Below are 23,027 nucleotides of genomic sequence, written 5' to 3'. Positions count from 1 at the left end.
ATACTGGATGGGCGTGCCGGCGTGGGCAGGTCTGGATCCATTCTGCTTCTCCTGAAGGGTGCGGGCTCGGCGGGGCGGCGGCCCCGCCGAGCCATTGGTGGTGGGGCTAGTCGATCTGCCGGGTGGGCAGTCCGTCCGCGTCAACGAAGTCGTCTTCGACGCGGTGGTTGGGGTCGTTGATTTCCTTCTCGAGGCGTTTCACTTCCTTGTTCCGTATCCTCAGCCGCCGGATGAGGTTGGCGATCATGAGGAGTATGACGAACGCGAAGGGGAAGCCGCCGATGATGGTGCCGGTTTGCACTGTGTCCACGACCGAGGTGCCGCCGATGGACAGCAGGATCAGCGCCACGGCGGCGATGCTCGCTACGAGGACCACGCGGAACCAGGGGCCGGACTTTTTCGGCGCCGACACGAACTCCGCCAGGGCGTAGGCGCCGGAATCGAGGCTGGTGACGTAGTAAGTGGCGACGAGGATCGTGGCGACGACGAGGAGCAGCCCGCCGACAACCGGAATCATGGTGAGCATGGAGAACAGGCCGCTGGACGTGTCCGCGGCGACATCAGATGAAATGGAGCGGTCCGAGATGTTGTCGTAGTGGATGGCGGTCGAGCCGAGGATTCCCACCCAGACCATGACGATCAGGGAGGGGACGACGGTTACTCCGATGACAAACTCGCGGATGGTCCGGCCGCGGGAAATCCGTGCGATGAATCCGGCGACGAACGGTGAGAAGGCGATGACCCAGCACCAGATGAAGACGGTCCACCACCCGTTCCAGCTGTCCTGCCAGGATTCCAGGGGGGCGGCTGAGGTTGGCGCATCCGTCCAGAAGCTCATCGGGATGAAGTTGTAGAAGAACGAGCCGAAGGTCTGCGACATGTTGGAGATAATGAAGGCCGCCGGCCCGAAGATAAAGACGGCTGCCATGAGGACGATGCTCAGGATTGAGTTCGCTTCGCTGATGCGCTTCATGCCCTTGTTGACGCCCAGGAAGGCGGACACCGCCGTCAGACCGCCCAGGGCAATGATGACGCCTATCCAGAGTGCGGGCCCGGACGGCAGGCCGGTAAACGAGGAGAGGCCGGAGGTGAACTGCAGGGCGGCGAATCCGAAGGAGGTGGCCAGCCCGAGGACCGTGGCCATGATGGCCAGGAGCTCTACGACGACCCCCGCGCCACGCTGGGCGCGCTTGGGCAGAATATCCACCGTGGCTTCCCGGAAGGTGAGGGTCTTGCCCAGATTATGGTGCGAGTATGCCAGGCAAACCGCTACGACGCAGTACATGGCCCAGGCGGTCAGCCCCCAGTGGAAGTACGTCCACACCATCCCGCCCTCGCCGGCGGCGGCAGGAATAACAGGGGTTTCATCGCGGAGCATGATCGGTTCGGCGACGGACCAGAAGATCAAACCGATGCCCTGCCCGCAGGCGAACAGCATGGAGTACCACGCGAACTTGCTGTGTTCAGGCTTGGCCTTGGGGCCGCCCAGGCGGATCCTGCCCACCCTGCTGACCGTCAGCCAAACACAAACGACCACAGCAATGATCGAATAGAGGACAAAGAGCCAGGTGAAGCCCGAGGTAACGAACGTGCGCAGTTGTCCGATCACATCCGCGGCGCCGCTGGGATTCGTGGTGACGGCGACAATGAGGGCGATGATCAGGACGGGCGGCAGGATTTTGATGATCGCCCGATCAAGCGGCGGGATTAGTCGGCCACGGAATCGCGGGAGTTCTACTGTGGACGGCACTGCCTTGTGCCCGGCCGTGGTCTTTTCCTCGGCTTGGTCGGGAGTGACTGCGGTGTCATCCCCGGCCCCGGCAGGAGTGGTGCCAATGGGTTGTTGTTCTTGCTCATGAACGGACATGCCAGCGTCCCTTTCGGTGGGCGACCAATACGTGGTCGGCTGCGATGGTGTCTATCGGGTGAGGAGCAGGGTGACGCAACATGATGTTGCAGTAGCGGCAACACAGTTGCAGCAAAGCATACAGTGAACGAAGTCACAGTCAAGGGGAGGTTCTTGGCGTCAACTGGTGCTTGGGGTGGCCCCTGCATCGGGGCGCAGATCGCCTTGGCGCAACCGGACTGTTTAGGGAGGGCGCTTATTGGGTTCAACCGCCGGTCGGTGTCCATTAAAGAATGATCGAGTGTGCCGGCGCTGGAATCAGGAGGAAGTGTTTGATTCAGCACGTGCTCGTGGCTGCGTGCGGCGGGACCCAACGGTCCTGCCGCACGCAGCCTCGCGGCATCAGGCGTCGATGATGTTGTGTTCGGGGCCGAAGCCGAATTTGGTGATGTTCTCGGCGCCGTTTTCGCCGATCACGAGGATGTCGTGTTCGCGGTAGCCGCCGGCGCCGGGTTCGCCGTCGGCGACGGTGATCATGGGTTCCATGGAGACGACCATGCCCGGTTCCAGCACGGTCTCGATGTCTTCGCGCAGTTCCAGGCCTGCTTCGCGTCCGTAGTAGTGGGAGAGGACGCCGAAGGAGTGGCCGTATCCGAAGGTGCGGTTCGGGAGCAGTCCGTGGCCGATGTAGATCTCGTTCAGCTCGGCGGCGATGTCCTTGCAGACGGCGCCGGGCTTGATCAGTTCCAGGCCGCGGCGGTGGACTTCGACGTTGATGTTCCAGAGTTCGAGCGAGCGTTCGTCCGGTTGGCCCAGGAACATGGTTCTCTCGAGTGCGGTGTAGTAGCCGGAGGTCATGGGGAAGCAGTTCAGGGACAGGATGTCTCCGCGCTGCAGTTTGCGGGTGGTGGCCCAGTTGTGGGCGCCGTCGGTGTTGATGCCGGACTGGAACCAGACCCAGGTGTCGCGTACCTCGCGGTGCGGGAAGGTGCGGGCGATTTCATGCACCATGGCCTCGGTGCCGATCAGCGCGACTTCGTATTCGCTGATGCCTTCGCGGATCGCGGCCTTGATGGCCTCGCCGCCGAGGTCACCGATGCGGGCGCCGTGCTTGATGACCTCGATCTCTTCGGCCGACTTGATCATCCGCTGGCGCATTGCGTCCTGCGAGACGTCGAGCAGTTCGGCGCCCTCGAACGCGGCCTGGATGCGCTGGCGGGTCATCAGCGGCAGGGCGTCGTCTTCGACGCCGAGGCGGCGTGCGGTGACGCCGCGCTGGCGCAGTGCTTCCTGCAGGGCGAAGTAGAAGTTGTCGCGCTTCCAGTCCGTGTAGACGATGTTCTCGCCGTAGCTGGTGCGCCACGGCATGCCGGCGTCGATGTTCGCGGTGACGGTGACCGAGTCGTCGGCGGTGACGACCAGGGCGTAATTGCGGCCGAAGGTGGTGTAGAGGAAGTCCGAGTAGTACTTGATGCCGTGGTAGCTGGTCAGGATCACGGCGTCCAGGTCCTTGGCGGCCATGATCTGGCGCAGGCCGCTCAGCCGGCGTTCGAACTCGGCGTCGGAGAAGGTCAGCTGCTGCTTTTCGCCGATGTGCAGAACCTTCAAACGCTCCAGGTCTGCGACGGTGCTGGTGGTGCTGGGGGTGATGGTCATTGAATCTCCTTCGTGGTGTTTCTGGTACGGGACAGGTGGTCTTGGGATGCGTGCCGCCGCGCCGTGCTGATGTGTGGCCCGGCAGGGCTAGGCCGTGGGCGCGGGAATTCTGTTCTCCGGTACAAGCTGCGCGCCGGTGTCGTCGGAGTTATCTGTTTCGACTAATGCTGTTTCGCAGTCGCCGTGGTTATCCAGGTACTCCTGGTCGGAGCTATCCTGCTTCAATCCGAGTGGGATTCCGGCGGCGATCCGCGAACGGAACCGGGGATACCCGAGCAGGAAGTACACGGTCGCAGACGTAACGCTTCCGCCCAGCCACGAGAAGTCAATGCCCCCGACGGCGCTTCCGAGGGGTCCCTGCAGGACCGGAACCGAACCGTACATGCACATCCAGGTCATGAAGATACCGGCGAAAAAGGCGATGAAGGCCGCCGGGTTGAAGGCTTTGAGCTGGGTGTCGGACGGCGAGCGGAAGAGGTAGCTGAAGTTCTTATGGTGGCGCTCAAAGACGAAGTAATGAACAGCCATGATCCCGCCCCAGGTGGCGACCCACGCTGCGATCGCGATGATCCAGTTGTGCAGCATGTGGGCAAAGTCAGTCGCGAACATGAAACCGATGACCGCCGCCATTGCCAAGCCGCCGACGACGATGGACAGCTTCTTGCGGGAGATTTGGATGTCCAGGGCCTGCGTGGCGACGCCGAACGTGTACATGTTGATGATGTTGGTTGCGATGGGTCCGTGGATGACCAGCAGGATCACCGGAATGGCGAATGCTCCGTAGCTTTCCACGATCAGCTGGCCAGGATCGGCCGTGCCGTTCTTTGTCGCCAGGCTGGCGCCAAGGACGCCGAGCCAGACCACCGGGAGGAACTGTCCGAGGACGCTGACCACATAGAGCTTTGCGGGCCGGATCTTTTTGCTCACGAAGCGGGAGTAGTCGGGAGCGTAGGTGAACCAGCCGATGCCCCAGCCGATGCCGATGGCGGTCATGATCGAGGACATGGCAGCGATTCGCGGCATGCCGGTGAGAACCTCGCCCACGGGTCCCTGGTAGCTCCAGTCGATATCCAGCTGCGTCCATGCCACGATCGACATGGCAATGAGGACCAGGACGGTGGGCGGCATGGTGATCCGCTCGAAGCGGGAAATGGCACGGTAGCCGCGGTAGCAAATGGCCACCTGGATCGACATGATGACGGCGGCCGTGCCAATGCGCCAGCCCAAGTTGGAGGCCGCGGGATCGACCCAGCCGATCATTCCGAACAGCGCCATGATCAGGTCCAGAATGACCCACGTGTTGACGGCGGACCAGCCGATGGCGATCACAGCCTGGATGGCTGCGGGCAGGTAGGCGCCCCTGCGGCCGAACGCTCCGCGGGCCAGCAACATGCCGGTGGCTCCTGTGCGCTGCCCGAGGATTACGAAGAACCCAAAGCCAAGCATGCCGATGACATTGCCGGCGATGAGTACGGTTAGGGTATCGGCAAGGCTCAATCCGAGGTGAATGCCAAGGGCGCCCAGGATCCAGTTAATCGGGGCGACGTTGGCACCTGCCCAGATCCAGAACTGGCCGGAAAGCTTGGTGGTGCGGGCCGATTCGGGAACCGGCTGGAGAATGTCTTCTACGTGCTGGGTGGCCTGTTCGGATTTAGTGGCGGATCTCTGGCTCATGCGGGTCTCCTGACGATTGCAACGCGAGGCGGGAGCAGGACTCCACCCAGACTATGGGTGATGCAGCTCACAGCGTATATTCAGACCGTAACCACTTAGGTTCCCAACAGGTGACACATTGTCGCTTCGGCATCGTTTTCGGGCGTTTGAAGGAAAAAATCATGGTCGTGATGTTGTCGGATGTGCTGGAGCTTGAACTGATGCAGCGGGCCAGTCCGGTGGTTCGGGCCGGCAGAAGCCAGATCCCGGCCGGCAAAGTCAGGTGGGTGCATTCGAGCGAAGTGCTGGAGATAGCGCCGCTGCTGCGGGGCCAGGAGTTGCTTCTCAGTGGTGGGGACGCCCTGTTAAACCTCAGGCCGGCCGCGCAGCACGAATATATCCGCAGCCTGGCGGCCCGGCATGTGACGGCCTTGGCCATCCAGACCGCGGGCTCCGGCCGCTCGCTGTCCGACGAGCTCGTGCAGACGGCGGAGGAGGCCGGGTTGCCGCTGATCGAACTGCGGCGCGTAGTTCCGTTCGTGGAAATTGCGGAGGAGGTCAACCGGCAAGTCGTTTCTGAGCATGTTACGGCCCTGCAGACGGCGGATTCCATCTCGCAGCGCCTGGCGGGGCACCTGGCTTCTTCCGGTCCGGCGCTGGGCCCGTTGGTCGGGATTGTCTCGCAGGCGCTGCGGATCGAGGCGGCACTGCTGGACCCCAATGGCACCATCCTGGAGTTCGCCGGCGGCTTCCCTCCCGATTCCACATCTGTGGACGTGGAGTCGGACATCTTCGTTGGCAGCCTGCTATCTGCCCGGCTGCGGCTTCAAAGCCGGCGGGACGTCACCCCGGAGTTGCTGAAGACGGTGGGGGAGCGGATCGGCGGCATTCTGGCCCTCGCCGTGTCCCAGCAGCACCGGCCGACAGCGCAGCAAATTGCCCACACGGCCCTGATGCGGGCCGTCGTCGGCGGCGCAGGCGCCTCCCAAATCCAGGAACTGTGCGACGCGGCAGGCCTGTCGACCGTGCAGCCGGCCTTTGTCATGGTGTTCCGTCAAATCGGTCTGAGCAGCGTACGCGGAGTGGCCGGAAGGATCCTCACAAAGCGGTGTCCCGACGCCCGGACCTATCTGGACGGCGAGAGCCTGTGCGCCTTGGTCCAGCTCAGTATCAGCGGCACGCGCCGGGAGCGACGGGAGATCTTGGAGGGGTTGCGCGCGGACTTCCGTGGCTTGGCGGTGGCGGGCGCGGTCGGGCCGACGGTGGCCACGCCGTTGGATGCCCACTCGTCCCTAGTCGAGGCCAGGCTGACCCAGGCGGTGGGGCCCCCTGATGACCTGGAAAGCAACATTCGTGACTGCGAGGATTTTGTCCTGGAGCGGCTGGCGGCCCGGGAGCTCTCCGGGCCGGTTGTCGGGCGCATCACCCAGGAACTGCTCGGTGAGCTGCTGGACTATGACCGCAGGCGGGGTACGCGGCTGCTGGACACCCTCGAAGCCTGGCTCATGAGCGGATGCAATTCCGCCGAGACTGCGCGGGTCCTCTTTGTGGAACGCCAAACGCTGCATAAGCGGCTGCGCAAGATTTTCGATCTCATCGGCGGGGACCCTCGTGGCAGTGCCAAGATGCCGGGACTCAACCTGGCGGTCCACCTCGCGAAGAATCCCTCTCCCGGCGGGCAATAGCGCCTGGGCAGGCGGAGCGGGCTACAGTACCGCGCGGATGGCCTGTTCGAAGCCTGCGATGTGCTCGAGAGCGAGGCGGGCAGCGTGGTCGGCATCGCCGTCGACAATTGAGTCCAGTAGTTCCACGTGCTCGGTGATGTGGCCGGCAACGGACGGCACCTTATCCAGCACCAGGCACCAGATCCGGGTGGCCAGGTTGTCCAGCCGGATCAGCGTGTCCTCAAGGTAGGGATTGCCGGCGGCGCGGTAGATGGCCCGGTGCACGCTGAGGTCGTAACGCATCAGGTCGTGCTTGTCCGGGAGGCGGTCTTCGAGCTTCCCGATGTCCCGGGCCAGCTGCGAAAGCTCGCCTCGCATGGCCTCGCCGGCAGACTCCGCGGCCTTCCGGGCGGCCAGCGGTTCCAGCACCCGGCGCAGCTCCGAGACGGCGGCCAGTTCGGTGATGTCCACGATGGTCGCGAAGGTGCCGCGGCGCGGATAGGAGATGACCAGGTGGTCGATCTCCAGCTTCTTCAGGGCCTCGCGCACCGGGGTGCGCCCGAAGCCCAGTTCTGCCGCCAGCTGTCCGTCGTTGATCGGGGCGCCGGGGCGGATATCCAACATGATCAGCTTGTCCCGCACCGCACGGTAGGCCTGCTCGGCCAGCGACAGCGGCTCGGTTCCGGCATCGGGTTCCGCGGTGATACTCATGATGCTCCTGACTCGTCCGTGGCCTGTTTCGGGATCCCGCCAGCTCGAAATGCGCTGTTGGAAGGGCCCTCTTGACGTCTTGTGATCCCCATCATACTATTGCAATCAGTTCTGATATATCAGTCAAATATTAGTTTGATTGAGCAGGTTCTTAAAAGGAGAAGTCGGATGGTGAACACCCTGACAACCGGATTGTCCGCAGCGGATCCCGAGGTCGCCGGCGCCATTGCCCGGGAGCTGGAGCGCCAGCAGTCCACGCTGGAAATGATCGCGTCGGAGAATTTCGCCCCCACCGCGGTGATGGAGGCCCAGGGCTCGGTGCTGACGAACAAGTACGCCGAGGGCTACCCCGGCCGGCGCTACTACGGCGGCTGCGAACACGTGGACGTGATCGAGCAGCTGGCCATCGACCGGGTCAAGGCACTGTTCGGCGCGGAAGCCGCCAACGTCCAGCCGCACTCGGGTGCGCAGGCCAATGCCGCGGCCATGTTCGCGCTGCTGTCCCCGGGCGACACGATCCTGGGCCTGAACCTGGCGCACGGCGGGCACCTGACCCACGGCATGAAGATCAACTTCTCCGGCAAGCTCTACAACGTCGTGCCCTACGGGGTCTCCGAGTACGACCACAGGATCGACATGGCAGAGGTGGAACGCCTCGCCGTCGAGCACAAGCCCAAGCTGATCGTGGCCGGCTGGTCCGCCTACACCCGCCAGCTGGACTTCGCGGAGTTCCGCCGCATCGCGGACAAGGTCGGCGCCTACCTGATGGTGGACATGGCGCACTTCGCCGGCCTGGTGGCCGCCGGGCTGCACCCGAACCCAGTGCCGTACGCCGACGTCGTCACCACCACCACGCACAAGACGTTGGGCGGTCCGCGCGGTGGCGTGATCCTGTCCAAGCAGGAGCTGGCCAAGAAGATCAACTCCGCGGTGTTCCCCGGCCAGCAGGGCGGCCCGCTGGAACACGTGGTGGCTGCCAAGGCGGTGGCCTTCAAGTTTGCCGCCTCCGACGAGTTCGCGGACCGCCAGCAACGGACCCTCGAGGGCTCGCAAACGCTGGCCCAGCGGCTGCTGGCCGACGACGTTGCGGCCGCCGGCATCAGCCTGGTCAGCGGCGGCACCGACGTGCACCTGGTCTTGGTGGACCTGCGCAACTCGGAACTGGACGGCCAGCAGGCCGAGGACCGGCTGCACTCCATCGGCATCACCGTCAACCGCAACGCCGTGCCGTTCGATCCGCGCCCGCCGATGGTCTCCTCCGGCCTGCGGATCGGAACCCCTGCCTTGGCCACCCGCGGCTTCGGCGCCGCCGAATTCACCGAGGTGGCAGACATCATTGCCGCCGCACTGACCCGTGCACCAGACGCGGAGCTGCTCACCGAGCTGCGCGGCCGCGTGGCCCTGCTGGCGGAGAAGTTCCCGCTGTACCCCAACCTGAACGCCGAGCCGAACGGAGCCGAATAATGGCCGATCTGCTGCCCGAGCACCCGGACTTCCTCTGGCGGAATCCGGAGCCGAAATCCTCTTACGACGCCGTGATTGTCGGCGGCGGCGGCCACGGCCTGGCCACCGCCTACTATCTGGCCAAGAACCACGGCATGACCAACATCGCGGTCTTGGAGCGCGGCTGGCTGGCCGGCGGCAACATGGCCCGCAACACCACGATCATCCGCTCCAACTACCTCTGGGACGAGAGCGCGGGAATCTACGAGCACTCGCTCAAACTCTGGGAGCAGCTGCCGGAGGAACTCGAATACGATTTCCTCTTCTCGCAGCGCGGCGTGATGAACCTGGCGCACACCCTGCAGGATGTCCGCGAGAGCATCCGGCGGGTGAACGCCAACCAGCTCAACGGCGTGGACGCCGAGTGGATCACCCCGGACCAGATCAAGGAACTGTGCCCCATCATCAACACCGGGGACGACATTCGCTACCCGGTGATGGGGGCGACCTACCAGCCCCGCGCCGGCATCGCCAAGCACGACCACGTGGCGTGGGCCTTCGCCCGCAAGTGCGACGAGATGGGCGTGGACATCATCCAGAACTGCGAGGTCACCGGATTCATCAAGGACGGCGACCGGGTTGTCGGCGTCGAAACCAGCCGCGGCCGGATCAACGCGGGCAAGGTAGGCCTGGCCGGTGCGGGACACAGCTCGGTGCTGGCCGAACTCGCCGGCTTCGAGCTGCCCATCCAGTCCCACCCGCTGCAGGCGCTGGTCTCCGAGCTGCACGAGCCGGTCCACCCCACGGTGGTCATGTCCAACCACGTCCACGTCTACGTCTCCCAGGCGCACAAGGGCGAACTGGTCATGGGCGCGGGCATCGACACCTACAACGGCTACGGCCAGCGCGGCGCCTTCCACGTCATCGAGGAACAGATGGCCGCCGCCGTCGAGCTCTTCCCGATCTTCGCCCGCGCCCACGTGCTGCGGACCTGGGGCGGCATCGTCGACACCACGATGGATGCCTCGCCGATCGTGTCCAAAACGCCGATCGACCAGCTCTACGTGAACTGCGGCTGGGGAACCGGCGGCTTCAAGGGGACGCCCGGCGCCGGCTACACCTTCGCCCACACCATCGCCACGGACGAACCGCACCCGCTGAACGCCCCGTTTGCCCTGGACCGGTTCGAGACCGGACACCTCATCGACGAACACGGCGCCGCCGCCGTGGCCCACTAGGAAGGAAGACCGAGATGCTTCTGATCGAATGCCCCTGGTGCGGGCCGCGCGACGAGACCGAATACCACTACGGCGGCCAGGCCCACGTGGCCTACCCGGCGGATCCGAACCAGCTGAGCGACGCGGAATGGGCCAAGTTCCTCTTCTACCGCGCCAACCCCAAAGGCCTCTTCGCCGAACGCTGGGTGCACAGCACCGGCTGCAGGCGCTGGTTCAACGCGGTGCGCGACACCGTCAGCTATGAATTCAAGGCCGTGTACAAGCCCGGCGAGAAGCCACCGATCGACCTCGGCAGCCTCGCGGGTGCCAAGGCCCAGCCAGCCGAAGGAGGAGCGAAATGACCGCCCCCAGCAACCTCGCCAACCAGTCGCAGCGGCTTGCCGCACCCGCCGGCGCCGCTGCCCGGATCGACCGGACCAAGCCGCTGAACTTCACGCTCGACGGCCACACCTACACCGGTTACGCCGGGGACACCCTGGCCTCCGCGCTGCTCGCGGCCGGGAAGGTCACGGCGGGCGACTCGCTCTACCTCGGCCGTCCGCGCGGCATCATGTCAGCCGGCGTGGAAGAGCCCAACGCCCTGGTCAAGGTCAGCGCCCGCTACGCCGGGCACGTTGACGAGTCCATGCTGCCGGTGACGGCCTTGGAACTGACGGACGGCATGGACGCCAAGCTGCTGAGCGGCCTGGGCCAGCTGGACCCCCGGACGGACGAGGCCGTCTACGACCGCAAATACGTGCATACCGACGTGCTGGTGGTCGGCGCCGGCCCGGCCGGTCTCGCCGCAGCCCGCGAGGTAGCCAAAAGCGGTGCGCGCGTGATCCTGATGGACGAGCAGCCGGAGGCCGGCGGCTCCCTGCTCTCGGGCCGCGCCGAGATGATCGACGGCCGCCCCGCGCAGGAGTGGGTCGACCGGACCGTCGCCGAGTTGTCCGCCGCCGACGAGCTGACCTATCTGCCCCGCACTACGGCGTTCGGCAGCTACGACAGCAACTTCATCGTGGCCGTCCAGCGCCGCACCGACCACCTGGCCGGCGAGCTGGGAGCCGGTGTCTCCCGCGAACGCATCTGGCACGTCCGGGCCAGGCAGGTGGTGCTCGCCACCGGCGCGCACGAACGTCCGATCGTCTTTGCGAACAACGACCGCCCTGGCATCATGTTGGCCTCTGCAGTCCGCAGCTACCTCAACCGGTACGCGGTGGCAGCCGGCAACCAGGTGGTCGTCGCCACCAACAACGACTCGGCCTACAAACTGGTCGCGGACTTGTCCGCGGCGGGCATCAAGGTCGCGGCCGTGGTGGAGGCGCGTACCGAAATCGGCGGCGACGCCGCCGAGACGGTCCGCGCCGCCGGCACCCGTCTGATCACCGGCAGTGCCGTGGTGGACACCGAAGGCCAGAACGACGGCGGAAGGATCAGCGCCGTCGTCGTGAGCGGTCTGGATGCCGAAGGTCAGCTGGCTGGGGAACCGGAAACCATCGAGGCGGACCTGCTGGCGGTCTCCGGCGGCTGGAACCCGGTGGTGCACCTGCACAGCCAGCGCGAGCGCCGCCTGGCCTGGAACGACGAGCTGGCGGCCTTCGTGCCCGGCCTCGCGGTCAAGGACCAGCAGACGGCCGGCGCCTGCAACGGAACCCTGGATCTGGCCGGCAGCCTGCAGGAGGGTGCCGCCGCCGGCGCCGCGGCGGCCACCCGCGCCGGTTTCAGCGTGGACCCGGAGGTTCCCGCGGCCGCCGCCGAAACCGTCTCCCCGATCCGGCCGCTGTGGCTGGTCCCCGCCCCCGACGGCGAGGCCGCCGGGTGGAAGAACCACTTCGTGGACTTCCAGCGCGACCAGACGGTTGCGGACGTGCTGCGTTCGACCGGGGCCGGCATGCGCAGCGTGGAGCATGTGAAGCGCTACACCTCGATCAGCACCGCGAACGACCAGGGCAAGACCTCCGGGGTCAACGCCATCGGCGTCATCGCCGCGGCGCTGAACAATTCCGACGTCGGAAGCATCGGCACCACCGCCTACCGCGCGCCCTACACTCCGGTGGCGTTCGCCGCATTGGCCGGCCGGCAGCGCGGGGAGCTCTTCGACCCGGCGCGGCTGACCTCGATCCACCCATGGCACGTCGCCCACGGTGCGCTGTTCGAGGACGTCGGACAGTGGAAGCGGCCCTGGTACTTCCCGCAGCCGGGCGAGGACATGGACGCCGCTGTGCTGCGCGAATGCGCCGCCGTCCGCGAATCCGTCGGATTCATGGACGCCACCACGCTGGGCAAGATTGAGATCCGCGGCAAGGACGCCGGTGAATTCCTGAACCGGATGTACACCAACGCGTTCAAGAAGCTGAAGCCGGGCCTGGCCCGCTACGGACTGATGTGCACTCCGGACGGCATGATCTTCGACGACGGCGTGACGCTGCGCCTGGACGAAGACCGCTACTTCATGACGACCACCACCGGCGGTGCGGCCAAGGTGCTGGACTGGCTGGAGGAATGGCTGCAAACCGAATGGCCGGAGCTGGACGTCGTGTGCAACTCGGTCACGGAGCAGTACACCACCGTCGCCGTCGTGGGCCCGAAGTCCCGCGCGGTCATCGCCAAGCTGGCGCCCGAGCTGGACCTGGACAACGACGCTTTCCCCTTCATGGCGTTCAAGGAAACCACGCTGGCCTCCGGCATCCCCGCCCGCATCTGCCGGATCTCGTTCTCCGGCGAACTGGCGTTCGAGATCAACGTGTCCTCCTGGTACGGACTGAAGGTTTGGGAAGACGTGGCCGAGGCCGGTGCGGAGTTCAACATCACCCCGTACGGCACCGAGACCATGCACGTGCTGCGCGCCGAGAAGGGCTTCATCATCGTCGGCCAGGACACGGACGGCACGGTCACCCCGCAGGACGCCGGGATGGAATGGGTGGTGTCCAAGGCCAAGGACTTCGTGGGCAAGCGTTCCTACACCCGCGCCGATAACCTGCGCGAGGACCGCAAGCAGCTGGTCGGGGTCCTGCCGGTGGACAAGTCGTTCCGCCTGCCGGAGGGCGCGCAGCTGGTCAACCACGGAACCCGGATCGCACCGGCCGAGGCGCCGGTGCCGATGGAGGGGCACGTGACCTCCAGCTACCACAGCGCCGCGCTGGGCCGCAGTTTCGGGCTGGCCCTGATCAGGAACGGCCGCAACCGCATCGGCGAGACGCTGCAGGCACCCGTCAACGGGCAGCTGGTGGACGTCGTCATCGCAGAACCCGTACTCTACGACCCCGAAGGGAGCCGTCGTGATGGCTGAACAGGTCATAACCAACATTGCAGCACTGCGCCGCAGCCCGCTGGCGCACTTGACCGAGGCAATCGGCCAGGGCGCCGTGGCCGGCGAACGTGGCGTCAGCCTGCGTGAAATCCCGTTCCTGAACATGGTCGGCCTGCGGGCCGAGCCGGGATCGGCCGGCGCGAAGGCGCTGGAGGCCGCCACCGGGCTGCCGCTGCCGTCCGCCCACGGCCAGGTTTCCGGCGGCGCGGACTCGACCGCCATCCTGTGGCTGGGGCCGGACGAGTTCCTGCTGGTCGGGCCCGAGGGCACGGATGTCACGCCGGACCTGACCGCCGCCCTCGGGGGAGAACCGGGCGCCGTCGTCGATCTGTCCGCCAACCGCACCACGCTGGAACTCTCCGGGCCCTCGGCCCGGCTGGTGCTGGAGAAGGGCTGCCACGCGGACCTGCACCCGCGGATGTTCCGTCCCGGCACGGCGATCACCACGCAGCTGGGCCCGGTGCCGGTGCTGCTGTGGCAGACCGCGGAGCAGGACGGCGGCCAGGTCTACCGGATCATGCCGCGGGCCTCGTTCGCCGACTACACCGCCCGCTGGCTGCTGGATGCCATGACGGAGTTCGCCTCGCCCGAGGTCGATTGAGATGGCACTGAGCGCGCTGGACCTGTTCTCGATCGGCATCGGACCGTCGTCGTCGCACACGGTGGGGCCCATGCGGGCCGCCCGGCAGTTCGCCGCGTCGCTGGCGGCCGACGGGCTGCTGGAGGCGGTGGCCCGGGTGAAGTCGGAGCTGTTCGGCTCGCTCGGTGCCACCGGGGCCGGCCATGGATCGGACAAGGCCGTGATCCTGGGCCTGCAGGGCGAGGACCCGGAAACCGTTGACCCGGACGCCGCGGACGCGCAGGTGGAGGAGGCAGCGGCCGGGCGAAAGCTGAGCCTGGCCGGCACGCACCCGGTGGAGTTCGACCCTGCGGCCGACGTGGTGCTGCACCGCCGCCGTTCGCTGCCGGCGCACCCCAACGGGATGACCTTTACCGCGTACGACGCCGGTGGCTCACCGCTGCGTGCATCCTCCTATTACTCGGTGGGCGGCGGGTTCGTGGTCACTGCCGAAGAGGCCGAGGGCGCGGCGGAAGAGTCCGCGCGCGGAAGCGATGCCGGGGACAACGAGCGGCTCCCGTACCCGTTTTCCACCGCCGCCGAACTGCTCTCCCGCTGCCGGGAGGCCGGGACGTCGATAGCCGGCGTGATGCTGGCCAACGAGCTCACGTGGCGCAGCGAAGCCGAGCTGCGGGCCAACCTGTTGCGGATCTGGGACGTGATGCAGGAGTGTGTGGAAAACGGCTGTACCCGCACCGAGGAGACCCTGCCCGGTTCACTGTTGGTCCGCCGTCGTGCCCCGGGACTGCGGCGCAGGCTGCGCGCCGCAGAGGCGGCGCTGGCAGCGGAAGGCACACCCAACGCCGATCCGCTGTGGGCGATGGAGTGGGTAAACCTGTACGCGTTGGCGGTTAACGAGGAAAACGCCTCCGGCGGGCGGATTGTCACAGCGCCCACCAACGGCGCGGCCGGAATCCTGCCCGCCGTGCTGCACTACTACACGAGGTTCGTGCCCGGCGCAGACGACGATGCGGTGGTGGATTTTCTGCTCACCGCGGCAGCCATCGGCATCCTGTTCAAGACCAACGCCTCGATCTCCGGGGCGGAGGTCGGTTGCCAGGGCGAGGTCGGATCAGCCTGTTCGATGGCGGCCGGTGCTTTGTGCGCGGTGCTCGGCGGGACACCGGAGCAGGTGGAAAACGCCGCCGAGGTCGGAATCGAGCACAATTTGGGGCTGACCTGTGATCCGGTGGGCGGCCTGGTGCAGATTCCGTGCATCGAACGCAACGCCATTGCCAGCGTCAAGGCGATCAACGCCGCCCGGCTGGCGCTGGCCGGCGACGGCGACCACAGGGTGTCCCTGGATATGGCCATCAAGACCATGCGGGATACCGGTGCGGACATGATGTCCAAGTACAAGGAGACGTCGCGCGGCGGACTGGCCGTCAACGTCGTCGAATGCTGAACAGCCAACGCTGACTTGCCAGCGCTGACTTGCCAGCGCTGAACCTCCAGCCGGACGGCAGTCCCGGCAAGACTGCCACACGAAAAGCCAGACCGAAAACGGGGTAGCAACATGCCGATCCACCACGAGCACATCCTCACCCTCGACTGCCCGGAGCGGTTGGGGATTGTCCACGCGGTCTCCGGTTTCCTGGTGGAGCACCGCCAGAGCATCCAGGAGCTCAAGCAGTTCGACGACAGGCGGGACGGGCATTTTTTCATGCGCACCGACTTCGCCGGGGAGAACGGCGGAACCAACTCCACGGAGCGGCTGCGCGAGGCGTTTGCGCCGTTGGCGGAGCGGTACGGGATGGCGTGGCAGCTGGAACCCAAGGGCCGCAGGCGGCGGGTGCTGGTGATGGTGTCCAAGTTCGGGCACTGCCTGAACGACCTGCTCTTCCGCTCCCGGATGGGGGAGCTGCCGGTGGAGATCGTCGCGGTCGTGTCCAACCATCTGGACCACAAGGGGTTGGTGGAATGGCATGAGGTTCCGTACTACCACGTGCCGGTCACGCCGGAGACGAAACCGGCCGCCGAAGCCGAACTGCTGCAACTGATCGATGCCCACAACGTGGAGCTGGTAGTGCTGGCCCGCTACATGCAGGTCCTCAGTGACCATCTGAGCCGGGAGCTGACCGGCCGCACCATCAACATCCACCACTCCTTCCTGCCCAGCTTCAAGGGGGCCAAGCCCTATCACCAGGCCTACGAAAAGGGAGTGAAAACCGTGGGGGCCACCGCTCACTACGTTAACGCCGAGCTCGATGAAGGCCCGATCATCGCCCAGCAGACGGTGGAAGTCGACCACACCTTCGGGCCGGAGGACCTGGTCGCCGCCGGCCGCGACACCGAGTGCAAGGCCCTGACCAACGCGGTCAAGTGGCACTGCGAAGGCCGGGTCATCCTGCACGGAAACCGCACCGTGGTGCTGCGCTAAGAGCGCGGGGTGGATGGTTGCCCACCCGCTTGGCGGCCAATGGACCTATCGTGCCGGCGCCGTCGCCACACGGAGACCCTGACGCCCCGACCTTTCTCGCTCGGTCATGGCTCGGCGCCGCTCGTCGATCGGCACCGGTCCTCCCGCTGGTTCTGCCTGCCGGTGTGACGTTCCTCAAATTCTTGCAGGAATGAATGTTTGCACTTGTGCAAAGAGTGGCGGCGCTGGCACACTGGTTCGGTGAGTCAACTAAATTCCCTGCGTGAGCGCAAGCGCGCCGAGTGCTGGGCAGCCCTGCATGATGCCGCGGCGGAAGCGGCTCTGGAAGAGGGATTCGAGGCCGTCACGGTGGATGCGGTCGCGCTCTCCGCCGGGGTTTCCCCGCGCACTTTCTTCAACTACTTCACGTGCAAGGAAGACGCGGTACTGGGCCTGCGCGAGCCGGTGCTTGACGATGCCATGCTGGCGAAATTCGACGTCCACGCCAATCTGCTGGATGAAGTCGGCAAGTTGATGCTGGCGGTCACCCGCTCCATCCAAGGCGGTGACGACGCCACCCGCCACCGGATCCTGCGCAAGTACCCGCACCTGCTGCACCGCCGCGTCCAGTACGTCGTCAAGGTGGAGCAACTGGTCACCACAGCGGTCTCCGAACTGCTCGCCGGCTCCGACCGGCTCGCGGACGCTGAACGAATGCTGGCCACACATCCTGTCGGCGGGCAGTACACCGCCGAAGACGCCGCCCGCATGCTGGTCATGACGGCAGGCGCAGCTCTCCGCTTTGCCATGCAAAAAACCATGTCCCAACCCACCCTGGAATCTCAGACCGAGGCCCTCGAACACAGCCTGGCCTTGCTGCGTGCAGTTCTGAAGGAATCCGAATGAAGAACGACAGCCGACAGGCGCTACAGCGCCCACCGGTATCCGCGACGTCCCGGCCGGGGCAGCATGGCCACAGCCATGGCAACCTGCTGCTGGTGTTCGTTGCGCTGATGATGGCCATGTTGCTGGCCGCCCTGAACCAGACCATCCTGGCGACCGCACTGCCCACCATCGTGGGCGAGCTCAACGGCGCCAACCTGATGCTCTGGGTGATCACCGCCTACATCCTGGCCGCCACGGTCATGATGCCCATCTACGGCAAGCTGGGCGACCAGATCGGCCGTAAATACCTGCTGGTCGCCGCGATCATCATGTTCTTGATCGGCTCGGTCATCGGCGCCCTGGCGCCGGACATGGGCTGGCTCATTGCTTCCCGTGTGGTGCAGGGGCTGGGCGGCGGCGGACTGATGATCCTGTCGCAGGCCATCATTGCCGATGTGGTTCCCGCCCGGGAACGCGGCAAGTACATGGGCGCCATGGGCGGAGTCTTTGCGTTCTCCTCCGTGGTCGGACCGCTGCTGGGCGGCTGGTTTACCGAGGGACCGGGCTGGCGCTGGGCGTTCTGGTTCAACATTCCGGTGGGCGTCTTGGCCTTGATTGGCGCGCTGTTCTTCCTGAAGTCCCGGCCGGTCAAGGTGCGGCCGAAGCTCGATCTCTGGGGCATGCTGCTGATGGCGGCCGCGACCACCGGCCTGGTCCTGGTGAGCAGCTGGGGCGGCAGCACCTTCGCTTGGTCCGATCCGGTGCTTATCGCCCTCATAGCGGGCACCGTGCTGGCCGCCGTCGGGTTCGTGCTGGTGGAGCGAAAGACCGCCGAACCCATCATCCCCATGTCCATGTTCCGCGACCGCAACTTCATCATGACCACCATTGCGGGCCTGCTGATCTCGGTGGCCATGTTCGGCGCCCTCGGCTACATGCCCACCTACTTCCAGATGGCTACCGGAGTATCGGCGACAGCCGCCGGGATGCTGATGATTCCGATGATGGCCGCGCTGCTCGCGTCGTCCATGATCTCCGGAATCCTGGTCTCCAGGACCGGCCGTTACAAATGGATGCCGGTGGCCGGTTCGGCGATCATGGCGGTAGCCCTGCTGCTGATGTACTTTGTGCGCGCGGACACGGCCGTCTGGGTGCTCTGCGTTTACCTGGGCCTGCTGGGCCTTGGCCTGGGCCTGAACATGCAGATCCTGGTGCTGATCGTGCAGAACTCCTTCCCGCTGCGGCAGGTGGGCACGGCGACGGCGGCCAACAACTTCTTCCGCCAGATCGGCGCCACGCTCGGCTCGGCCGTCGTGGGAAGCCTGTTCGCCCACCGCCTGGTCGACCTCCTCAACGACCGCCTGCCGGCCGCCGCCGTCGCGGCCACCGGAGGCGGCAACTCGCTGACGCCGGACATGGTCGCAGGCCTGCCCGCACAGGTGCACGATGTCATCGTCGAGTCCTACAACGAAGCCCTGATGCCGCTGTTCCTGTTCATGGTGCCGATGGCCGTTGTCGCCACCGTGCTGTGCATGTTCGTGGTGGAAAAGCCGCTGGCCACCGCACTGGAGTCGGACGTCCTGGCCGAGGCAGCCGCAGAGGGGAATATCGCGATCACCTCCGCGACCGAGGGCAACCAGCCGCCGAACACGGACCTGCGCCAGGCCGAAGCCAGCAACAGGTAGCGCCCGGGGGAGCCCGCACCGCTCTGAGGCCGCGTGGGCGGTGGCGGGCAACCCAGCGTGCGAAGCCGGCCCGGCAGCGGTGGCGGGCTGGCCTGACCCCGCGGTTATGCTGGCTGCATGGGAGCGTCAGCGGCACTGCACAAGGAACCGCGCGTCATCGAGATTGAGTCGCTCGAGCACTTCGACCGGCTCGTCGACCGGGCGCCGCGGGCCAGGGCAACGGAGGACGGCGAGCGGCGGCCATCGGGAGGCCCGCGGCCAACCGGGGGACCGGGGCCCGGCGGGGGACCCCCGTCGATGAACGGCTGGCACTTCCAGTCGGTGGATCTCACCGGCCGCACCGAGGCCCTGCGCAGCATGGACCCGGCCGGAGCGATGTTCCTGGGCTGCGCGTTCGAGGCCGCCACCGAGGAGTGGCTGCACCGCAACGGTGCGCTGATCTTCCCCACGCTGCCCGGCGTCCCGTTCGACCCGTACCGCGGCCAGGTCTACACCGCCGCGGAACTCTACAGCGGGCTGGACACCGGACCATACGAGGGGACGCTGGACGCGCAGGTCTACGCCTGGTCGTCGCGCTCCGCCACCCGCCACGACCTGGACTCCACCCTGGCGGCAAGCCTGCACGACCATGCCATCGGCGACGCCATGGAGGCGCTGTTCTCCACCGTATTCGCCGGTCGGAGGATGGTGGGAGTGATGGGCGGGCACGCCGCCGCCCGGGGCAGCACCATTTACGACGGCGCCGCCCGGCTGGGCAGGCTTCTCGCCAGGGAAGGGTATGCCGTGGCGACCGGTGGCGGTCCGGGCGCGATGGAGGCAGCCAACCTGGGCGCCCGCCTCTCCGCGGCCGGCGACGACGAGTTCGCGGGCGCGCTGGAACGGCTGGCCGGCGTCCCCGGCTTCCGGCCGTCCATTACCGACTGGGCCCGCGCCGCGGCGGACGTGCTCGCCGAGGCCGGACCCGGCGTCGCGAATTTGGGCATACCCACCTGGCACTACGGGCACGAGCCGCCGAACCTGTTCGCCACCCACGTTGCCAAGTACTTCGGCAACGCCCTGCGCGAGGCGGTGCTGCTGCAGCGTTGCGACGGCGGCATCGTGTTCCTGCCCGGCGCCGGCGGCACGGTGCAGGAGATTTTCCAGGACGCCTGCGAAAACTACTACGCCACCCCGGAAGCGCTCTCGCCGATGGTGTTGGTCGGGCGCACGTACTGGACCGAGGAGCTGCCGGCCTGGCCGTTGCTCCAGGCGCTGGCGCGCGGGCGGTCCATGGAGGGCGCGGTGCATCTGGTGGACACCGTGGAACAGGCCCTGGACGTTCTATAGCTCGGGCACGCACTCGCCTTGGCCCAGCAACGACAAACCGGTGAGGTCGCCGTCGGCAAAAGTGAGGATGTCGTGCGAGGCCTGGGCGTACATCAGCTGGGTGGGATCATCGACGTGGTCCAGGCCGATCAGGTGGCCCAGCTCGTGCATGATGATGGCCCGCGCGGCGTCGTTGCCCCCGGGCGAACCGAGCAGCTGGCGGAACTGCGGGGTGTCCAGCTCGATCTGGCCCGACACGTAAGCGGAAACCCCGCCCCGCGATGCCCAGCCGCTGCCGCCCAATCCAATGGTCGGGCCGGCCAAGGAGGGGCTTTGCTCCGGGTCGGACCAGGCGATCAGCACCGGCGCCCAGCGCTCGCCGTAGCGTTCGGGCTGGTAGGACCGGCGCCGCTCGGCGGGCTGTTCGGTGGTGGTCCCTTCGTAAATGAACTGCAGGCCGGTGGCCTCCGAGACGTGTTCCACCGCCTCATGGACCAACTCGGTGCTGCCCTCGGGAGACCCTGCCGTACGGACCACATAGCGGACCGGGCGGCACGGGTCGTAGGCGATGTAGTCCTGCCTGGTCGACGGCGAGGCCAGGAAACGGTAGGAGTTATTTTCCTCGTAGACCGGCGCGGGCACCCCCAGCGGTTCGTCCGCAACGTCGACTCCCGACGGCGGAAACCCGCCGTGGCCCGGACCCTTGACAGCGGATCCGGCGTCAAACGGAACACCCTCAAGGGCGGCGGCCCCGCCGGGTTGCACCGCTGAGGCGAGCCGTGGTTGTGCCATCCAGATGAAGGCCCACGCGGCCAGCGCCGCAGCCGCGGCCAGCAGGAGGAACTTGCCGAACGGTGACGGGCCGCCGCGCGGGTTCGGTTCGGCCTTTGCGGCCGGGGCCGGCCAGGCCGGTATGGGCTGCTTCCCGGGGACGCGACCCTGCCGCGCCGTCGGGTTGATCCAGACCTGCCCCTGGCCCGCGTGCGCACGCGGGCGCGCGGCGGAGTCCGCCGGGACCAACTGTGGTGCCTGCCCCGTCCCGGATCCCGGCACATGCCGGCCCCCGCCCGGTGCATGGCCCGGGCCCCCGGTCGGTGGCCAACTCATGGTCCCCCTTGGCGTGGCGGACGGCGGTGCATCCTTGCCCCGCTTGCCTCAGGGTAACCAAAGCGTGCGACAAACGGTAGGTGTCTGGACAATGGCCGGCAGGTGAACAAGCCGGCCACCGACGCGGGATCAGACCGCCGTGGTGCCGAACAAGGAACCCAAGAGGTAGGTGGCCAGGGCCGCACCGAAGCCGATCGCCAGCTGCCGCAGGGCACGCTTGAGCGGCGAGGCCCCGGACAGCAGGCCCACGATTCCGCCGGTCACCAGCAGTGCCAAGCCGACCAGCACCAGTGCGACCACGACGGCCGCGGTGCCCTGCATGCCGAAGATGTAGGGCAGGATCGGAATCAGCGCTCCGCTGGAGAAGAACAGGAAACTGGAGAGGGCAGCGTTCCAGCCGGTGCCGATCTCCTGATAGTCGTTGATGTACGTTTCCGGCGGCTGCAGGGACAGGCTCGGATCGCAGTCGCAGTCCAGATAGCCCATCCGTTCGGCGGCACGGTGTTCGGCAGCTTCCGGAGTCATGCCCCGCGCGCGGTATACAAGCACCAGTTCGTTCGCGTTCAGGTCCAGGTCCGGTGCTGCCTGCAGGGTGATCTGGGTGGGGCGGGTGGCGGAGAGCAATTCGCGCTGGGAGCGCACGGAAACATATTCGCCGGCGCCCATGGACAGCGCCCCGGCGAGGAGGCCGGCGAAGCCGGCGAACAGGATGAATCCGCTGGAGACCCCGGTGGCACCGATGCCCATGATCAGCGCCAGGTTCGAGACCAGCCCGTCGTTCGCGCCGAAGACCGCCGCGCGGAAGTTGCCGGAGAGCCGGGCGCGGCCGCGGGTGGCCAGGCCGCGGATGACCTCTTCGTGAATTAGTTCATCGGCGGCCATCGCCTCGGTCGCAGCGGGCTCACTGCCGTAGGGGGAGCGGCTCTCGGCCCGCTGTGCCAAAGCCAGCACGAACACCGAGCCGAAGCTGCGGGCCAGGAACCGCAGCACGGTGCGGCGCAACGACGGCCGCAGCCCTTGCCCGGCGTGCTCGCCCAGCAGATCGCGCCAGTGTTTCTCGTGCCGGCCCTCCGCGTCGGCCAGGGCCAGCAGAATCTCGCGCTCCTCGCCGTCGCGGCGCCTTGCCAGGTCGCGGTAGATGGCGGCTTCGGCGCGTTCGTCGGCCAGATAGCGGCGCCACAGCCGGATGTCTGATTTCGACGGCGATGCTTTGCCGTCGGGATAGGAGTCCATAGGGTCGGGGCCGGCTGGATCGGGGCTCGTTGTCACGCTGCTCCTGAGTCGGACCGGAGACGGTTCGACGATCTCCGGTCAGTTAACCATCAACTGACCGAAGGTCTCGCTCGCCCGGGCGCAGCGGTTCAGGCGGTACCTGCCGTGCGCTCAGGTGGACTGCCGGGCCGCACACGCTGGCCAGTATGTCGACAGGCCTCCACGCCCAGTGCGCGTTACGCGCGCGGCGGTGGAGCTACTCCCCTTCGCAACCTCCATTGTAGCCGGTCGGGGCGGCCCCTTAAGGACCGCCCCGCCGTCGGCGTCTCCTACCGCGACATGGACAGGAGCC

17 protein-coding genes are annotated in these 23,027 nt (G+C 66.7%); 11 read left to right on the top strand and 6 right to left on the bottom strand.

The genetic code is table 11. The annotated features are described in order from the left end of the window. Positions 1 to 106: 106 nt before the first annotated feature. From AC5RVD_RS08590 to AC5RVD_RS08580, 3 genes are all read right to left on the bottom strand, one after another. The gene (locus tag AC5RVD_RS08590; RefSeq protein ID WP_494122375.1) at positions 107 to 1,867 is read right to left on the bottom strand and encodes a BCCT family transporter; all 1,761 of its coding nucleotides are present in this window, start codon (positions 1,865 to 1,867) and stop codon (positions 107 to 109) included. Between the two features lie 381 nt (positions 1,868 to 2,248). Further along, entirely contained in the window at positions 2,249 to 3,502 is a 1,254-nt protein-coding gene (locus AC5RVD_RS08585) for a M24 family metallopeptidase (RefSeq protein WP_494126688.1), read from the bottom strand. Positions 3,503 to 3,589: 87 nt separating this feature from the next. Continuing rightward, the gene (locus AC5RVD_RS08580) at positions 3,590 to 5,176 is read right to left on the bottom strand and encodes a purine-cytosine permease family protein (RefSeq protein ID WP_494126687.1); all 1,587 of its coding nucleotides are present in this window, start codon (positions 5,174 to 5,176) and stop codon (positions 3,590 to 3,592) included. A gap of 161 nt (positions 5,177 to 5,337) precedes the next feature. Here AC5RVD_RS08580 and AC5RVD_RS08575 point away from each other — a divergent pair, with 161 nt between their 5' ends. Further along, complete coding sequence (locus AC5RVD_RS08575; protein WP_494126686.1) at positions 5,338 to 6,840, top strand: PucR family transcriptional regulator; 1,503 nt, start codon at positions 5,338 to 5,340, stop codon at positions 6,838 to 6,840. Positions 6,841 to 6,861: 21 nt separating this feature from the next. Here AC5RVD_RS08575 and AC5RVD_RS08570 read toward each other — a convergent pair whose 3' ends face one another. Beyond that, on the bottom strand, positions 6,862 to 7,530 hold the full coding sequence (locus AC5RVD_RS08570; RefSeq protein ID WP_494122379.1) for a GntR family transcriptional regulator: 669 nt from the start codon (positions 7,528 to 7,530) through the stop codon (positions 6,862 to 6,864). Between the two features lie 171 nt (positions 7,531 to 7,701). Between AC5RVD_RS08570 and glyA the strand changes: the two genes are divergently transcribed. The 10 genes from glyA (at position 7,702) to AC5RVD_RS08520 (ending at position 20,377) form a co-directional block, all read left to right on the top strand. Next, positions 7,702 to 8,994, top strand: coding sequence for a serine hydroxymethyltransferase (gene glyA / locus AC5RVD_RS08565; RefSeq protein ID WP_494126685.1), 1,293 nt, complete (start codon positions 7,702 to 7,704; stop codon positions 8,992 to 8,994). Continuing rightward, positions 8,994 to 10,211: a sarcosine oxidase subunit beta family protein gene (locus AC5RVD_RS08560; RefSeq protein WP_493987654.1), complete on the top strand. Its 1,218-nt coding sequence runs from the start codon at positions 8,994 to 8,996 to the stop codon at positions 10,209 to 10,211. Before glyA ends, AC5RVD_RS08560 begins: the two co-directional genes overlap by 1 nt. Before the next feature lie 14 nt (positions 10,212 to 10,225). Continuing rightward, the gene (locus AC5RVD_RS08555) at positions 10,226 to 10,552 is read left to right on the top strand and encodes a sarcosine oxidase subunit delta (RefSeq protein WP_494111564.1); all 327 of its coding nucleotides are present in this window, start codon (positions 10,226 to 10,228) and stop codon (positions 10,550 to 10,552) included. Then, positions 10,549 to 13,482 carry a sarcosine oxidase subunit alpha family protein gene (locus tag AC5RVD_RS08550; RefSeq protein WP_494126684.1) on the top strand — a complete coding sequence of 978 codons (2,934 nt, stop codon included), beginning with the start codon at positions 10,549 to 10,551 and terminating at the stop codon, positions 13,480 to 13,482. The genes AC5RVD_RS08555 and AC5RVD_RS08550 overlap by 4 nt, the downstream gene beginning before the upstream one ends. Beyond that, positions 13,475 to 14,104, top strand: coding sequence for a sarcosine oxidase subunit gamma (locus AC5RVD_RS08545; RefSeq protein ID WP_494126683.1), 630 nt, complete (start codon positions 13,475 to 13,477; stop codon positions 14,102 to 14,104). Before AC5RVD_RS08550 ends, AC5RVD_RS08545 begins: the two co-directional genes overlap by 8 nt. 1 nt (position 14,105) lies before the next feature. Beyond that, positions 14,106 to 15,527, top strand: coding sequence for an L-serine ammonia-lyase (locus AC5RVD_RS08540; protein ID WP_494126682.1), 1,422 nt, complete (start codon positions 14,106 to 14,108; stop codon positions 15,525 to 15,527). 111 nt (positions 15,528 to 15,638) lie between these two features. After that, on the top strand, positions 15,639 to 16,502 hold the full coding sequence (purU, locus tag AC5RVD_RS08535) for a formyltetrahydrofolate deformylase (protein ID WP_494111568.1): 864 nt from the start codon (positions 15,639 to 15,641) through the stop codon (positions 16,500 to 16,502). A gap of 240 nt (positions 16,503 to 16,742) precedes the next feature. Next, positions 16,743 to 17,387, top strand: coding sequence for a TetR family transcriptional regulator (locus AC5RVD_RS08530; RefSeq protein WP_494126681.1), 645 nt, complete (start codon positions 16,743 to 16,745; stop codon positions 17,385 to 17,387). Beyond that, positions 17,384 to 19,051 (top strand): MDR family MFS transporter, encoded by a 1,668-nt coding sequence (locus AC5RVD_RS08525; protein ID WP_494126680.1) that lies wholly within the window; start codon positions 17,384 to 17,386, stop codon positions 19,049 to 19,051. The genes AC5RVD_RS08530 and AC5RVD_RS08525 overlap by 4 nt, the downstream gene beginning before the upstream one ends. Positions 19,052 to 19,168: 117 nt before the next feature. Continuing rightward, positions 19,169 to 20,377: an LOG family protein gene (locus tag AC5RVD_RS08520; protein ID WP_494126679.1), complete on the top strand. Its 1,209-nt coding sequence runs from the start codon at positions 19,169 to 19,171 to the stop codon at positions 20,375 to 20,377. Here AC5RVD_RS08520 and AC5RVD_RS08515 read toward each other — a convergent pair. Both AC5RVD_RS08515 and AC5RVD_RS08510 read right to left on the bottom strand, forming a co-directional pair. Beyond that, positions 20,372 to 21,463 (bottom strand): matrixin family metalloprotease, encoded by a 1,092-nt coding sequence (locus AC5RVD_RS08515; RefSeq protein WP_494126678.1) that lies wholly within the window; start codon positions 21,461 to 21,463, stop codon positions 20,372 to 20,374. The two genes, AC5RVD_RS08520 and AC5RVD_RS08515, sit on opposite strands and share 6 nt — an antisense overlap. Before the next feature lie 129 nt (positions 21,464 to 21,592). After that, a complete protein-coding gene (locus tag AC5RVD_RS08510) occupies positions 21,593 to 22,696 on the bottom strand; it encodes a VIT1/CCC1 transporter family protein (protein WP_494111760.1) in 1,104 nt (367 codons plus the stop codon). Positions 22,697 to 23,027: the final 331 nt, after the last annotated feature.

It is taken from the genome of Arthrobacter sp. THG-b23 (genome assembly GCF_059091265.1).
The sequence above is the reverse complement of the archived record's forward strand: the minus strand, read 5'-3'. Positions and strand labels throughout refer to the sequence as shown.

Bases quoted from the DNA above. Each gene is read 5' to 3' on its own strand.
- AC5RVD_RS08580 (WP_494126687.1), bottom strand. From the start codon at position 5,176: ATGAGCCAGAGATCCGCCACTAAATCCGAACAGGCCACCCAGCACGTA.
- purU (WP_494111568.1), top strand. From the start codon at position 15,639: ATGCCGATCCACCACGAGCACATCCTCACCCTCGACTGCCCGGAGCGG.
- AC5RVD_RS08585 (WP_494126688.1), bottom strand. From the start codon at position 3,502: ATGACCATCACCCCCAGCACCACCAGCACCGTCGCAGACCTGGAGCGT.
- AC5RVD_RS08550 (WP_494126684.1), top strand. From the start codon at position 10,549: ATGACCGCCCCCAGCAACCTCGCCAACCAGTCGCAGCGGCTTGCCGCA.
- AC5RVD_RS08570 (WP_494122379.1), bottom strand. From the start codon at position 7,530: ATGAGTATCACCGCGGAACCCGATGCCGGAACCGAGCCGCTGTCGCTG.
- AC5RVD_RS08590 (WP_494122375.1), bottom strand. From the start codon at position 1,867: ATGTCCGTTCATGAGCAAGAACAACAACCCATTGGCACCACTCCTGCC.
- AC5RVD_RS08560 (WP_493987654.1), top strand. From the start codon at position 8,994: ATGGCCGATCTGCTGCCCGAGCACCCGGACTTCCTCTGGCGGAATCCG.
- AC5RVD_RS08545 (WP_494126683.1), top strand. From the start codon at position 13,475: ATGGCTGAACAGGTCATAACCAACATTGCAGCACTGCGCCGCAGCCCG.
- AC5RVD_RS08510 (WP_494111760.1), bottom strand. From the start codon at position 22,696: ATGGACTCCTATCCCGACGGCAAAGCATCGCCGTCGAAATCAGACATC.
- AC5RVD_RS08520 (WP_494126679.1), top strand. From the start codon at position 19,169: ATGGGAGCGTCAGCGGCACTGCACAAGGAACCGCGCGTCATCGAGATT.
- AC5RVD_RS08555 (WP_494111564.1), top strand. From the start codon at position 10,226: ATGCTTCTGATCGAATGCCCCTGGTGCGGGCCGCGCGACGAGACCGAA.
- AC5RVD_RS08540 (WP_494126682.1), top strand. From the start codon at position 14,106: ATGGCACTGAGCGCGCTGGACCTGTTCTCGATCGGCATCGGACCGTCG.
- AC5RVD_RS08525 (WP_494126680.1), top strand. From the start codon at position 17,384: ATGAAGAACGACAGCCGACAGGCGCTACAGCGCCCACCGGTATCCGCG.
- AC5RVD_RS08515 (WP_494126678.1), bottom strand. From the start codon at position 21,463: ATGAGTTGGCCACCGACCGGGGGCCCGGGCCATGCACCGGGCGGGGGC.
- AC5RVD_RS08575 (WP_494126686.1), top strand. From the start codon at position 5,338: ATGGTCGTGATGTTGTCGGATGTGCTGGAGCTTGAACTGATGCAGCGG.